Here is a 13,843-nt window from a genome sequence, read left to right as displayed (position 1 = left end):
GCCGCGGGTCAGCCGGAGGCGGCGACGCGCGACAGTGTCGTCTCCAGCCCATCGCCTGGCATCGCCTGTCCGGCTTCGATGCGAAGGATCAGCTCTTCCAGCGCATCGATCATCGGCGTCGCGATGCCATGGCGGCGCGCCAGCGTGCGGATCGGCGCCAGCTGTGCCGGAACCTCCGTCTTCCGCCTGCGCACGGCGAGGTCGCGCCAGATCCCGCTGCGCTGCTTCGCCGAGGCCCGCCGGATCGTGGCATGCGCCTCGAACATCCGTGCCAGGGACGCCGTGTCGGCTTGCGGGAACGCTTCCGGGTCGAAATGCTGGAACGCATGCAGATGCAGGCCGAGCGCATGCGCCACGGCCACCACCTCGCGCACCAGCGCGATCTGCGCGTCGAGCATGTCCGGCCGAGTGATGAAGTCCGCAATGGTGTCGTTGGTCAGGGCGGAGGCCTTCAGCAGCACAGCCAGGGCCATCTTGCTCCAGAGATCCGCGTAGATGTCCGTGGTGATCTCCGCCCCGGGCTCGAAATCCCGCAACACGGCGAGTAGCGCCTCGAGCCGGGGTGTCACCTGCCCATCCAGCTCGCCGATCGCGAAGGGGCCGCGATTGCCGAGCAAGATGCGTCCGGGCGCCAGCCAATCCGGTGCGAAGGCGACCTGCGCGGCGAGCGTCCGCGGCGCGCCGACGATATCGGCGATGACCGGCGGGTTCAGCCCGTTCTGGCACGACAGCACGAAGCCGTCCTCGTGCAGATGCGTCAGCAGAGCCTGCGTGGCCGCTGCCGTGTCCTGCGCCTTCACGGCGAGCAGGATGCGGCCGAACCGGCCGCGCAGTTCATCCGGTGTGCAGGCGTCGGCACCGACGGTGAAGTTGTCGACCGGTCCTTCGATCGACAGTCGGCCGGCGCGGATCTCGGCCACATGCGCGGCCACCCGGTCGACCATCAGCACGTCGTGGCCCGCCTGTGCGAGGTAGGCGCCGATCGTGCCGCCGATCGCGCCGGCACCCCAGATCACGATCGGGTCGGGCATCAGAAGGTGCCGCCATTCACCGACAGCACCTCGCCGGTGATGAAGGAGGCCATCGGCGAGGCGAAGAAGACGGCTGCGTTCGCGATATCCTCGGGCGTGCCGAGACGCCGCAGCGCGATGCGCGACATGAAGCCGCGCTGCTTCTCCGCGGTGTAGCTGTCCCACCGTTCCTGCTTGATCGGGCTCGTCATCTGTAGTCCCGGCGCGACGCTGTTCACGGTGATGCCGAACTCGCCGGCATCGAGAGCGAGCTGCCGCGTGAACCCGACCAGCGCGTGCTTCGCCGCGGCGTAGCCGTGCAGGCCGGACAGCGACGCCTTGAGGCCGGCGCCCGAGCTGATGGTGATGATGCGGCCCCACCGGGCCTTGCGCATGCCTGGCAGGGCGGCGCGCGCCACGGCGAAGGCCGCGTGTATGTTGGCGGCGAACAGCCGGTCCCAATCCTCGAAGGAGAACTCGTCGATCGGCCGCAGCGGTATGCCGAGCGGACCGCCGGCATTGTGCACGAGGATGTCGATGTTGCGGCCGACCTTCGCCTCGACGTCATGGACCCATTCAGTCGCGGCCGTGCGGTCGGCGAGGTCGATCTGCGCGGTCGCGACCGGCGCCTCGGCCCTGGCGAGCGCCAGGGCTTCGGCGGAGATGTCACAGCCATGCACCGTCGCGCCCATCGTGGCGAAGGATCGGGCGATGGCGCGGCCGAAGCCTGACCCTACGCCGGTTATGGCCACGCATTTGCCGTCGAATTGAAAGTCCATCGCCGCGATCCGCTGGTTGGCTCGACCGAGCCTACCTGCTTCGCCCAGGGGCAGAAGACATCAACATGTGGATATCAGATATGAGATCCCGCCGTCATTGACCCCCGGCCATGCGCGAGCCAGCCTCAGAGGCATTCGGGCCAATGCGGCGCTTCGGTGCGGCCCGTCTCGACGAAAGGTTGCCGGCAATGTCGTCTGTCCTGCAGGCCGTGGAAGGGTCGCGTCTGATGCGCGACATTGCGGAAGTGGCGCGCTGGACCAAGCTGGCGGGCACGCCCACCGAGGTCGAGAGCCTCCGATATTTCGCCGCTGAGTTGCAGACCATCGGCTTCAGCGCCACGCTGCTTCACCACGACGCCTACATCAGCCTGCCGGGCCCCGCGCGGATCGTCGTCGCCGGGCAGGTCGTCGCGGCGATCACGCATTCCTTCTCGCGCCCCTCGCCGGCGGAGGGACTGACCGCCGGGATCGTCGACATCGGTCGGGGCCATGCCTCGGACTATGCCGGCCGTGACCTGCGCGGCCGGATCGTGCTGATCGACGGGATTGCGACGCCGGAGACCAGCAAACTCGCCTCCGCGGCGGGCGCGATGGGCCAGATCCACGTCAGCCCGCATGAGCAGCGCTACGCGATGTGCATCTCCCCGGTCTGGGGCAGCCCGACCATGGAGTTGCGCGATCGTCTGCCCAGCACCGTCGTCGCCACGATCTCTGGTCCCGACGGCAGGCGCCTGCGCGAAGCACTGGCGGTATCGCCCGTCGAGGCCACGCTGTTCGCCGAAGTCGATACCGGCTGGCGCAAGACGCCGCTGCTGGTTGCCGACATGGCAAGCGAGGCGGGCACCCCGGACGAACCCTTCGTCCTGCTCTCGGGCCACAACGACACTTGGTATTTCGGCGTCATGGACAATGGCGCGGCGAATGCGACGATGCTCGAGATCGCCCGCGTCCTGGCGCCGCAGCGGGCGCGCTGGAAGCGCGGCCTTCGCCTGTGCTTCTGGTCCGGCCATTCGCAGGGACGCTATTCCGGGTCGGCCTGGTATGCCGACGCGCATTGGGCCGAACTGGAACGCCGCTGCGTGGCCCATGTGAACGTGGATTCCACGGGCGGCATGAACGCGGTCGATCTGTCAGAGACCGCCTCCATGTCGCTGCTGCATGCGCTGGCGAAGGAGGCCGTCGAAGAGCATGCCGGCCAGAGCTATGTCGGCAAGCGGCGCGGCCGGTCCGGCGACGACAGCTTCGGTGGCATCGGCGTGCCGTCAATGTTCGGCCCGGTCAGCGAGCAGCCCAAGGGCGATAGCAACGGGCGCCGCAATCTCGGCTGGTGGTGGCACACGCCGGAGGATCTCGCCGACAAGGTCGACGAGGCCCATCTGGTGCGCGACACGCGCGTGGTGGGCCACGCGGTCTGGCGGCTGGTGACCGACGAGATCCTGCCGATCGACCTTCAGGCCCAGCTTCGCGACCTGCAGGCGCAACTTGAACCGCTGAGCGCGGCAGCGGCGGCGCGCGATCTGTGCGAGCCGATCGCCGTTGCTGCCGCCAGGCTCGCGGCGACCATCACCGACACGACGGCAGCGCTGAAAGCTGGCGGCATCGCCGGGCAGGCCATGCTGAACGAGGCGATCCGGTCCGCCTGCCGGGCCCTGGTGCCGGTGGACTACACCTCGGGCGACCGCTTCGCGCATGAACCGGCGCTGCCGGTCCCCGCCTGGCCCGCACTGGAACCGCTGCGCCGCCTGGCGCGCGAGGCCAACGAGGCCGACATCCCGTTCCGCGCCGTATCTGCCATGCGGGCGCGCAATCACCTGCTGCATGCGCTGCAACTCGCCGACGCAGCCTTCGCGCATGCCAGCCAAGCCCGCGACCAGCGCTGAACGCCAGTCGGCCGGCGCGGGCGTCACCGCTGCATTCAAGCAGCTACTGTCAGGAAGGATTGTAGGATGGATCTCGAGATCAAGGGCAAGCGTGCGCTCGTCACCGGGGGCTCGAAAGGCATCGGCAAGGCGATTGCGGAATGCCTGGCCGCGGAAGGCGCGAACCTCGTCATCGCGGCGCGCACCGCCGCCGAGCTTGAGGCGACTGCCGCCGACATCCGCTCGCGCTACGGCGTCGAGGTGACGGCGATCGCCGCCGATCTCGGCACGGCCGAAGGGATCAAGACGGTCGTCGACGGTGCCGGCGAGGTGGACATCCTGGTCAACAACGCCGGCGCTATCCCGCCCGGCGGCCTGCTGGCGGTGAGCGAGGAAGCCTGGCGGACATCCTGGGACCTCAAGGTGTTCGGCTACATCAACCTCAGCCGCGCGATCTACCCGGGCATGGCGGCGCGCAAGAGCGGCGTGATCATCAACGTCATCGGCGGCGCCGGCGAGAAGTTCAATCCGGGTTACATCGCCGGCACCGCCGGCAATGCGTCGCTGATGGGCTTCAGCCGCGCGCTTGGCAAGTCGAGTACCGCGGACGGCATTCGCGTCATCGGCCTCAATCCCGGCGCCACGGCCACCGAGCGTCAGACCATGCTCGCCAAGAGCCGCGCCAAGGCGCAGCTCGGCGACGAGAATCGCTGGCAGGAACTGTCGAAGTCCATGCCCTTCGGGCGCATGGCCAAGCCTGAGGAGATCGGCTGGGTCGTCGCGTTCCTGGCCAGCCCGCGTGCCGGCTACGTGTCCGGCACCATCGTGACGGCCGACGCCGGCAGCTGAGTCGGCGCGGCGATCGGGAATCATCGCAAGCGAAGGAGGTTTCGTGATGAGGCGTAGGAATGTCCTGGCGGCCGGGCTGCAGCTCGGTGCGGGTGGCCTGCTGGCGGCGCCGGCTCTGGCGCAGGGCGATTATCCGTCCAGGCCGGTGCGCATCGTCGTGCCGATTGCACCCGGTGGCGGCACGGACATTCTGGTTCGCCTCCTCGCGCCCAAGGCTTCCTCGGTGCTGGGCGGCTCGATCGTGATCGACAACCGCAGCGGTGCGGACGGCGTGATCGGGACCGAGCACGTCGTCCGCTCCCCACCCGACGGCTATACGTTCCTGTTCAGCGATTCCAGCGTCTATATCAACAAGATCGTCCGCGCGCAGATGCCCTACGATCCGATGACCGACCTCATTCCCGTCATGCGGACAGCCATCGGGTCGCTGGTGCTTTTCGCCAATCCGCGCCTGGACGTGCGTGGCATGCAGGACCTGCTGGCCAAGGCGCGGCAGAGCCCCGGCGCGATCAGCTGCAGCACGGGCAGCACGGGCGCGGCCCTGCTGACTGAATTGCTGAAGATCCGCACCGGCGTGGACATCGTGCATGTGCCCTATCGCGGCGGCGGGCCGGCCATGAACGATGCCATCAGCGGCCATGTGCAGCTGACCTTCAACGGCGCCAGCAACGGCCGGCCCTTCATTCGATCCGGTGAACTGATCGGGCTCGGCTCGACGGGCACCGCGCGCAACCCCTCGATGCCCGAGGTGCAGACCTTCGAGGAGCAGGGCCTTCCCGGCTTCCCTGCTGCATCGGAATGGGGCCTCTTCGCGCCGCTGGGCGTTCCACAGCCGATCATCGACCGCGTCTATGCGGCATTTCGCGAGGCCCTGTTCGATCCGGCCATCGCCGGCCGGCTGGCCGAGCTTGGCTTCCGGCCGGACGGCGCAGGCACCGCGACCTATCAGGCGGACAAGACGGTCGAGATGCAGCTCTGGGCCGAAGTCGCGACGGCGGCTCGGCTTACCCAGCAATAGCGGACGATCCCATGTCGGGCACACGCGACGGCGCCATCGGGCGCGCAAGGGCCGCCTTCTCAGGCGGCCAGTATCTCGACCATCTGCGCCGCCTTGTCGCGGTGCCGACGGAAAGCCAGAATCCCGGGAGCGCCGGGGAGTTGCGCCGCTACTGCGCGGAAACCATTCCCTCGCTCCTTCAGGGTCTGGGATTCGCCGGGCGCGTCGCGCCCAACCCGCTGCCCGATCGCGGTCCGGCCCTGATCGCCGAGCGCCGCGAAGGCGCGGGGCTTCCGACGGTACTCATCTACGGTCATGGCGACGTGGTACGCGGCATGGCGGGGCGCTGGTCGGACGGGCTCGATCCCTGGGCCGTCACCATTCGCGATGACAAGTGGTATGGGCGCGGCACGGCGGACAACAAGGGTCAGCACCTGATCGCCATCGAGGCGCTGCGCGCCGTGCTGGAGGAACGCGGCCGGCTCGGCTTCAACGCCGTTCTGTTCATCGAGACCGGCGAGGAGGTCGGGTCGCCTGGCCTGCGGGAGATCGTCCGTCGCGAATGCGCCGGCGTCGGCGCCGATGTCTTCATCGGCCTTGATGGGCCACGGCAGGCCACGATGGTGCCGGAACTCAGGCTGGGCTGTCGCGGCGGCGTGGCCTTCGATCTGCGTGTGGCGCTGCGCGACCGTGCCCATCATTCCGGGCATTGGGGTGGCGTGCTGGCCGATCCGGCCGTCCTTCTCGCGCACGCACTGGCCTCGATCCTCGGCGAGGACGGCCGCATCCTGGTGGAAGGCTGGACTCCGGCCGCGATACCCGATGCCGTTCGACGCGCCTGCGCCAGTCTGGTCTTCGAAGAACTGCCGGGCCTGCCGCAGCCTGACGCGTGGTGGGGCGAGCCGGGACTGACGAAGGCGGAGCGCATCTTCGCATGGACCTCCGCCGTGGTGCTCGCCGGCATCACCGGGAATCCCGAGGCACCGGTCAATGCCGTCCAGGCGGAAGCCAGACTGCGGATGCAGGTGCGGCATACGGTCGATGTCGATGGCGCGACGATCGTTCCCGCGCTGCGTCGCCACCTCGATGCGCACGGCCATACGCGGGTCGAGATCCATCCGGTGAAGGAGCGCGACATGTTCCCCGCCTCCCGGACCGATCCCGACGATCCGTGGATCGTCGCCCTGGCGGAGAGCCTGTCGCGGAGCGCGGGTGTGCCGGCGAACCTGGTGCCCAACTCCTCGGGTGGGAATCCTTCCGCGATCTTCGCGGAGGAACTCGGCGTTCCCGTCACCTGGATCCCCAGCGGTCATGCGGGCAGCAATCAACACGCACCAGACGAGCATGCCTTGTCGGCGTTACTGGGCGCCGGCCTGGCGTTGATGACCGGCGTCTGGTGGGACATCGGCGAGGGCCGTCACCCGCCCGCACGGTCTCGCGGTGCGGGCTCGGATCGGGGATAGTCGATCCTTCCTGCTCGCCGGCGGGCGTGACGCCCGTTCAGGTTGCGGATCCGCGGCGTGCCATCGACCGCCCGATGGCGCCGCTTCACGATCGTCCGGAGTGGTTCCGATGAACATGTCTGCCGAGTACACGCCCCCCAAGGTCTGGACCTGGACCAAGACCGACAATGGCCCGTACACGGAGCTCAATCGGCCGGTTGCCGGACCCACCCACGAGAAGGAACTGCCAGTCGGCCGGCACCCCCTTCAGCTCTATTCCATGGGAACGGCGAATGGCGTGAAAGTCACGGTCATGCTGGAGGAGTTGCTCGCTCTCGGGCACGCCGGCGCCGAGTACGATGCATGGCTGATCCGCATCCGCGACGGCGACCAGTTCGGCAGTGGCTTCGTCGCCGTGAACCCGAACTCGAAGATACCGGCACTCATGGATCGAAGCGGCGCGGCGCCAATCCGCATCTTCGAGTCTGGCGCCATACTCGTCTATCTCGCCGAGAAGTTCGGCGCCTTCCTGCCGACCAGCCCCCCAGCCCGGGCCGAGTGTCTGTCCTGGCTGTTCTGGCAGATGGGCAGCGCACCGTATCTCGGCGGCGGCTTCGGGCATTTCTATGCCTACGCGCCGACCAAGATGCAGTATCCGATCGATCGCTTCGCGATGGAGGTGAAGCGCCAGCTCGATGTGCTCGACCGACGTTTCGCCGAGAGCGAATACGTCGCCGGGGACAGCTTTACGATCGCGGACATGGCGATCTGGCCCTGGTACGGGGGCTTGGTGAAAGGCTGGACCTACGGTGCGGCGGAGTTCCTCGACGTGTCGTCATACAGGCATGTTCTTCGCTGGGCCGATCTGGTCGGCGAACGTCCGGCTGTGAAACGCGGGCGCATGGTCAATCGGACCAGGGGCGAATTGTCGAGCCAGCTTTGGGAACGCCATGATGCGACTGATTTCGAGACCAGCACGCAGGACAAGCTGCGCGCGGTGCGTTGATCGCGCTGCGGCGAGGCACGGCGTCTTGCCCGGTTCCGAACCGCGCCGGCTTTGCTGGAAGCTACTGTGCGGGAGTTGTGTAGGCGGGGTGCCAGACTCCCATGCGGCATATCAGAGGGTGTCTGCTGCGTGGGGCACGTTGCCGGCCGATCCGGGCAGGCCGCCGCCGCCGATCCGGCGCCGCCATTCGATAGTGAATTCGAGGCAAGGAAGAGTAGTCCCGCGCGCAATGGACGGTGTTCGATAGCGATAAAAGCTCGCCTCCGACACACCCAGGCTGCGGCAGACCTCTCCAATCCTGTGCCCCCGCGCCAGTTCCCCCTCGGGCTGCTGCGGCAGGCTGAGGTGGAATTGGCCCAAGGTCGGACGGTGGGGGAGGTCTGCCGCGGCATTGGGGTTTCGGAAGCAAGCTTCTATCGCTGGCGGTCCGAGTACGGCGGACTGAAGGTCGATCAAGCGCGACGACTGAAGGAGCTTGAGCGTGAGAACGCCCGGCTGGCCAAGAACGCGGAGACGGAGGAGGAGCGAGCAGCCCTCACCGAACACGTTGGCGAGATTGCCCAAGAGTGAGCCGAGAAGGCCGTTGCGCGAGTGGGTGTGATGGAACCCATGGGGCCGAGGTTCGATGACGTTCCTGGGGTGATCGAGGCCGAGAGGTTCCTCGAACGTGCGACAGGGAAGCTAACCCCGACCACTGAGCATCTCGAAGAATGGCTCTCGACCTGTGCCATCTCCGAGAAGACCAAGGACATGCGGAGGTCTGACGTTAGGCGCCTGACCCCGGAAGATTTGCGGCAACCATCCAAGGGGGTAGGATCGAGCAGGCGGCTGCGCAAGCCCCCGGTGGGGGGCTACGTCGTCGCTACCAGACGGCCATACTCCCGAAGCCACCCCTCCGCGACCAGCGTTTCAAGGTTGCGTTTGTCTCCCACGGTGAGTGCAGTCTTCTCCATAGCCAAGGTGAAGATATCGCCCTGCGCGATGTCGGGTTGGTATGTCTGGGCGCTGTAGTTGCCGTGGCCATCGAGTGTTTTCCCCATGTGCTCGAAAGACATGTTCTAAAATGCCCTGATCATGACGACCTCGGCGGACTTCTTTCATCAACACAGGCATGTTGAGAAAGGAGAATTTGTCATAATTACTTCAAACATAGGCCGTCTATATTCACAAGAAATCCATTTCTTCGCTTGTTATGGCCTTGATATATTTGACTCGCAAACGCGTCTGCTGTGTCATGTTGTTGGTACTCCGTTCGTTGCGAGGTTCCGCATTTGCTTGGCGTTCCGTCCCAAATACTCCCTGGGGCGTTTTTTGGGCAGCCATTCGAGCGGGCAGGATCGAATAAGAGGATGCGCGGCTCCTCACGCCAGCCTCCCACAATCGAAGCAGGCTACCCGCTCGGGATACCCCTCGGCGGGAGTGCAGAGGAAGAAGCGCGGGTTTGTTGATTGACAGATCGCCACCCCAGCGCATGCTTAGTCAGCGCAACAATCGGACAAAAGTCGCTGTGGCGATCAACATCAAATGGGCGCGACCGTTGCTGGTCGCAAGAAATAGGAACCTTGCGGAGATCGACTACGACGAGATCGAGAACGCGCCGGGCGTGTATTTCTTCTCCCGCAAGCACGGCACGGCATACATCCCGTTCTATGTAGGTCGCACAAGGAATATGCGTGCACGCCTGAAGCAGCACTTGGCCGTTGCTAACATCCAAAATGTGCTGTGCCAAGTGAAGCGGCGTGACGTGCCGTACATTGGCCACGGAGCGCGGTATTTCCATCAGGGGTACTTTGTTTCAGGGCCCGGACAAGTCACCAACAATTGCCTTGCCATCGTTGAGAAGCATCTCATCCGCACTGCGCTGGAGGAGGACTGTCCGCTGCTCAACAAGCACTTCACGACGGTGAGGACCCACGAAATCGAGTTCAGCGGACCCAGAATTGGTCACGGTGTCTTCCGCCGTCAATCGAAGGTGCTGCGCAACTAGGAGCGCGTCCGAGCGTCACGTAAGCACTCGCAGCGGCCGCTTCGCATAATCGCTTTCGCGCAGTGTGGCGGCGATCACCCAGGTCAGCGCGTTCACAGTGGCGATGATGCCGTCGATCTTGTCCTCTGTTCTCCCCGGCGGTCTACGTCCGGGCAGGGAGACTGTTTGAGGCGTATTGGTCGCGGGGGCTTCGGGCATTCGATTGGCGGCCCTGACGGACCGCCTAATCGAGCCTCAAAGATGTAGGGAAAGCCTGTATGGAAACAGGCTATAACCTACTGATTTCTTTGAAGAAAGTTGGGGGTGGTGGAGCCAAGGGGAGTCGAACCCCTGACCTCTTGAATGCCATTCAAGCGCTCTCCCAACTGAGCTATGGCCCCCCGGGAAGAGGCGCGGGGTATAACCTCGCTCCTCGGACCCCGCAAGGGGGGGTTTGCCTCTTTCGGCAAGACGCCGAGAACGGTAGGGAGAAGCCCTCGAAGGGCTACGGGAATTGGGGAGTGTCCATGGGCAAGGTCTATCCTGACGCCAAGGCCGCATTGGCCGGCGTGCTGCGCGACGGCATGGTGATCCATTCCGGCGGCTTCGGCCTGTGCGGCATTCCCGCCCTGCTGATCGAGGCGATTCGCGAATCCGGGGCGAAGGACCTCACCGTCGTGTCCAACAATGCGGGCATCGACGACGCCGGCCTCGGCCTGCTGCTGAAGACGCGGCAGATCCGCAAGATGATCAGCTCCTATGTTGGGGAGAATGCGGAATTCGCCCGCCAGTTCCTCGCCGGCGAGCTCGAGATCGAATTCAACCCGCAGGGCACGCTGGCCGAGCGCATCCGCGCCGGCGGCGCGGGCATCCCCGCCTTCTTCACCAAGACCGGCTTCGGGACCGAGGTCGCGAAGGGTAAGGAAACCCGCGAATTCGACGGCGAGATGTATGTGATGGAGCGCGGTATCTTCGCCGACCTCGCCATCGTGCATGCCTACAAGGGCGATACCGAGGGCAACCTCGTCTATCGGAAGACCGCGCGGAACTTCAATCCGATGATGGCGACCGCGGCGAAGATCACCGTCGCCCAGGTCGAGCACCTGGTGCAGCCGGGCGAGATCGACCCCGACCACATCCACACCCCCGGCATCTTCATCAAGCGCATGATCGTCTGCCCGGTCGGCTATGAGAAGCGCATCGAGCAGCGCACCGTGCGCAAGCACCCGGCCGCCGCGGCCGCCGGCGTCGAATCCCTGGCCTGAGGAGGACGGACCATGCCCTGGACCCGCGACGAGATGGCCGCCCGCGCGGCCCGCGAACTGCAGGATGGGTTCTATGTGAACCTCGGCATCGGCATCCCGACGCTGGTGGCGAACCACGTCCCCGCCGGCTTCAACGTGCAGCTCCAGTCCGAGAACGGCATGCTCGGCCTCGGCCCCTTTCCCTATGAGGGCGAGGAGGACCCGGACCTGATCAATGCCGGCAAGCAGACCATCACCGCGCTGCCGACCAGCAGCTACTTCGATTCCGCGCAGTCCTTCGGGATGATCCGCGGCGGGCATATCGACCTGTCGATCCTGGGTGCGCTGCAGGTCGCGGCGAATGGCGACCTCGCCAACTGGATGATCCCCGGCAAGATGGTGAAGGGGATGGGCGGGGCGATGGACCTCGTCGCCGGGGTGAAGAAGGTGATCGTGCTGATGGAGCACACCGCCGGCGGCAAGCCCAAGCTGCTGAAGGCCTGCACCCTGCCGCTGACCGGCGCGCGGGTGGTGGACATGGTGGTCTCTGAGCTCGGCGTCTTCGAGATCGCCCGCAAGGGGCCGGAGAAGCTGGTGCTGACCGAGCTCGCCCCGGGCGTCACGCTGGATGAGCTGCGCGCCAAGACCGAGGCCGAGTTCGAAGTGGGCATGAAGGCGGCGGCGTAGCGCGCCGCCCCGGACAGGGAGGCGAAGGCGCCTCCCTGCCTTGCGTTTTTCGCCCCAGCCGGCACCCTCCGCCCGCAAGAACCGTCCGGAGAGCCCGCCATGACACCCATCACGCCCCCCGCCCCGGTTTCCTTCATCGGCATGGGCGTCATGGGCGCCGCCATGGCGGCGAACATCCGCAAGGCCGGCTTCGCGCTGACCGTCAGCAGCCGCAGTAAGGCCAAGGCCGAGCCGCTGCTCGCCGCCGGCGCCGAATGGGCGCCCTCGGCCCAGGATGCCGCGGACGGCGCCGCCTGCGTCTGCCTCTGCGTTCCCGACACGCCGGATGTCGAGGCCGTGCTCTTCGGCGATGAAGGCGTCGTCCACGGCGCCGCACCCGGCACGGTGGTCATCGACTTCTCCACCATCGCCGCCTCGGCTTCGGCGGATTTCGCGCGGCGCATGGCCGAACGCGGCGTCATCCTGCTCGACAGCCCAGTGTCCGGCGGGCCTCAGGGCGCGATCGACGGCACGCTCACCTGCATGGTGGGCGGGGCCGATGCCGGCTTTTCCGCCGCGCGGCAGGTCCTCGACGCGGTGGGCAAGACCATCACCTTGCTCGGGCCGGCCGGGTCGGGGCAGATCTGCAAATCGGCCAATCAGCTCATCATCGTCGCTGCCATGCAGGCCGCCGCCGAGGCCCTGACCATGGGCCGCAAGGCCGGCCTCGACCCCGCACGGATGCGCCAGGCGCTGCTCGGTGGTTCCGCCCGGTCCTTCGTGCTTGAGAACCACGCCAAGCGCATGCTCGACCGCGCCTTCAAGCCAGGCTTCCGTGCGGAACTCATGCGCAAGGACATCCGCCTGGCCCTCGGCGCGGTGCGCGACAACGCTGTCTTCGCGCCTTCGACCGCCCTTGCCGCGCAGATGATGGAAGCCCTGGTCAATTCCGGCCGTGGCGGCGACGACTGCGCCTCGCTCGGCGCGCTGGTCGCCGAGCTTTCCGGCCTGAAGGACTGAATGCCGTCCGGGGCAACACGGCTGCGGGCGCGGCTGCATCACTACTACTACGGCCACGGGCCCGCCTGCCGCCGCTTCCGCTACGGGGTGCTGACGCTCGACCTGGCGACGGTTGCCTTCGTCATCGTCACGTCCTTCCTGCCGCGTCACCCCGTTATCGGCGTGGTCGACCTGGTGATCGGCCTGGTGCTGGCCGCCGAGTTCGCCACGCGCCTCGCCGCCAGCCGGCGCCCGTGGCGGGAGGCGCTGCGCCTCACCTCCCTCGCCGACCTTCTTGCCATCGCGTCTTTCCTTGCGCCGCTCGCCGGGGAAGGTCTCGGCTTCCTGCGCGTGGTGCGCACCCTGCGCCTGCTGCATTCCTACCGGATGCTCGGCATGCTGCGGGAGGACTTCGCCTTCTTCCGCCGCAACGAGGAAGCCACCCTCGCCGCAACGCACCTCGTCGTCTTTGTCTTCATCATGACCGCCGTGGTCTATGAGACGCAGCACGCCACCAATGCCGAGATCGGCAACTACGCCGATGCGCTCTACTTCACGGTCACGGCACTGACGACGACGGGTTTCGGCGACATCACCCTGCCAGGGACGACCGGGCGGCTGATCTCCGTCATCATCATGCTGGCGGGGGTGACGCTCTTCCTGCGCCTGGCCCAGGCGCTGTTCCGCCCGGCCAAGGTGCGCTTCACCTGCACGGCCTGCGGGCTGCAGCGGCATGAACCGGACGCCGTGCACTGCAAGGCCTGCGGGGCGTTGCTGAACATCCCGGATGCGGGGATCGACTGACAGGGCGGCAGACGCGACGATCTGCTCCGGCGCAGCCGGCCCCCATAGGTGCGGGGATCATGGCGCGGTGGAACGGGGAAGGGCTCTGCCCTCCCCCGCCCCCCCACGCGCCAAGGGCCGAAAGGCCCTTGGAAACCTCAACTTGGCGCCGGGCGCTAACGGCAGGATCAATGTCGAGACCCGCACTTGCGCACGAAGCGCGCTTGGAGGGCCGGAGCCCCT

The 13,843-nt window shown here is 66.8% G+C and carries 14 protein-coding genes, 1 tRNA gene and 1 pseudogene; 11 read left to right on the top strand and 5 right to left on the bottom strand.

Annotation, left to right across the window (positions count from 1 at the left end; all coding sequences use genetic code 11):
* Positions 1-8: 8 nt before the first annotated feature.
* Together KPL78_RS21470 and KPL78_RS21465 are read right to left on the bottom strand one after the other, a co-directional pair.
* Complete coding sequence (locus tag KPL78_RS21470) at positions 9-1,031, bottom strand: ketopantoate reductase family protein (protein WP_219765028.1); 1,023 nt, start codon at positions 1,029-1,031, stop codon at positions 9-11.
* Positions 1,031-1,789 (bottom strand): SDR family NAD(P)-dependent oxidoreductase, encoded by a 759-nt coding sequence (locus KPL78_RS21465; RefSeq protein WP_219765027.1) that lies wholly within the window; start codon positions 1,787-1,789, stop codon positions 1,031-1,033. The genes KPL78_RS21470 and KPL78_RS21465 overlap by 1 nt, the downstream gene beginning before the upstream one ends.
* A 188-nt stretch (positions 1,790-1,977) precedes the next feature.
* Here KPL78_RS21465 and KPL78_RS21460 point away from each other — a divergent pair, with 188 nt between their 5' ends.
* From KPL78_RS21460 to KPL78_RS21435, 6 genes and pseudogenes are all read left to right on the top strand, one after another.
* A complete protein-coding gene (locus tag KPL78_RS21460) occupies positions 1,978-3,669 on the top strand; it encodes a M28 family peptidase (protein ID WP_219765026.1) in 1,692 nt (563 codons plus the stop codon).
* 66 nt (positions 3,670-3,735) lie between these two features.
* Positions 3,736-4,497 carry a short-chain dehydrogenase/reductase gene (locus KPL78_RS21455; protein ID WP_219765025.1) on the top strand — a complete coding sequence of 254 codons (762 nt, stop codon included), beginning with the start codon at positions 3,736-3,738 and terminating at the stop codon, positions 4,495-4,497.
* Between the two features lie 145 nt (positions 4,498-4,642).
* Positions 4,643-5,515, top strand: a complete 873-nt coding sequence (locus KPL78_RS21450) for a tripartite tricarboxylate transporter substrate-binding protein (protein WP_219765024.1) — start codon at positions 4,643-4,645, stop codon at positions 5,513-5,515.
* A gap of 11 nt (positions 5,516-5,526) precedes the next feature.
* Complete coding sequence (locus KPL78_RS21445; RefSeq protein WP_219765023.1) at positions 5,527-6,957, top strand: M20/M25/M40 family metallo-hydrolase; 1,431 nt, start codon at positions 5,527-5,529, stop codon at positions 6,955-6,957.
* Positions 6,958-7,066: 109 nt separating this feature from the next.
* Positions 7,067-7,942 (top strand): glutathione-dependent disulfide-bond oxidoreductase, encoded by an 876-nt coding sequence (yghU, locus tag KPL78_RS21440; RefSeq protein ID WP_219765022.1) that lies wholly within the window; start codon positions 7,067-7,069, stop codon positions 7,940-7,942.
* A 300-nt stretch (positions 7,943-8,242) separates the two neighbouring features.
* Positions 8,243-8,446, top strand: a pseudogene (locus KPL78_RS21435) (transposase); the annotation flags it as partial.
* A gap of 347 nt (positions 8,447-8,793) precedes the next feature.
* Here KPL78_RS21435 and KPL78_RS21430 read toward each other — a convergent pair.
* Complete coding sequence (locus KPL78_RS21430; RefSeq protein ID WP_219765020.1) at positions 8,794-8,997, bottom strand: hypothetical protein; 204 nt, start codon at positions 8,995-8,997, stop codon at positions 8,794-8,796.
* A 452-nt stretch (positions 8,998-9,449) separates the two neighbouring features.
* Here KPL78_RS21430 and KPL78_RS21425 point away from each other — a divergent pair, with 452 nt between their 5' ends.
* A complete protein-coding gene (locus tag KPL78_RS21425; protein ID WP_219765019.1) occupies positions 9,450-9,929 on the top strand; it encodes a GIY-YIG nuclease family protein in 480 nt (159 codons plus the stop codon).
* Between the two features lie 15 nt (positions 9,930-9,944).
* On the opposite strand, the gene KPL78_RS21420 is transcribed toward KPL78_RS21425, so the two are convergent.
* On the bottom strand, positions 9,945-10,127 hold the full coding sequence (locus tag KPL78_RS21420; protein ID WP_219765018.1) for a hypothetical protein: 183 nt from the start codon (positions 10,125-10,127) through the stop codon (positions 9,945-9,947).
* Between the two features lie 106 nt (positions 10,128-10,233).
* Positions 10,234-10,309: transfer RNA gene (locus KPL78_RS21415), tRNA-Ala, on the bottom strand.
* Between the two features lie 126 nt (positions 10,310-10,435).
* Here KPL78_RS21415 and KPL78_RS21410 point away from each other — a divergent pair.
* From KPL78_RS21410 to KPL78_RS21395, 4 genes are all read left to right on the top strand, one after another.
* Positions 10,436-11,173, top strand: a complete 738-nt coding sequence (locus KPL78_RS21410) for a CoA transferase subunit A (protein ID WP_219765017.1) — start codon at positions 10,436-10,438, stop codon at positions 11,171-11,173.
* 12 nt (positions 11,174-11,185) lie between these two features.
* Positions 11,186-11,839, top strand: a complete 654-nt coding sequence (locus KPL78_RS21405; protein WP_219765016.1) for a CoA transferase subunit B — start codon at positions 11,186-11,188, stop codon at positions 11,837-11,839.
* Positions 11,840-11,938: 99 nt separating this feature from the next.
* Positions 11,939-12,838, top strand: coding sequence for an NAD(P)-dependent oxidoreductase (locus KPL78_RS21400; protein ID WP_219765015.1), 900 nt, complete (start codon positions 11,939-11,941; stop codon positions 12,836-12,838).
* Positions 12,839-13,621 (top strand): potassium channel family protein, encoded by a 783-nt coding sequence (locus tag KPL78_RS21395; RefSeq protein WP_219765014.1) that lies wholly within the window; start codon positions 12,839-12,841, stop codon positions 13,619-13,621.
* Positions 13,622-13,843: the final 222 nt, after the last annotated feature.

This window comes from Roseomonas alba, assembly GCF_019430885.1.
Taxonomy (GTDB): Bacteria; Pseudomonadota; Alphaproteobacteria; order Acetobacterales; family Acetobacteraceae; genus Neoroseomonas; species Neoroseomonas alba.
This window is presented reverse-complemented; position numbering and strand designations above follow the sequence as displayed.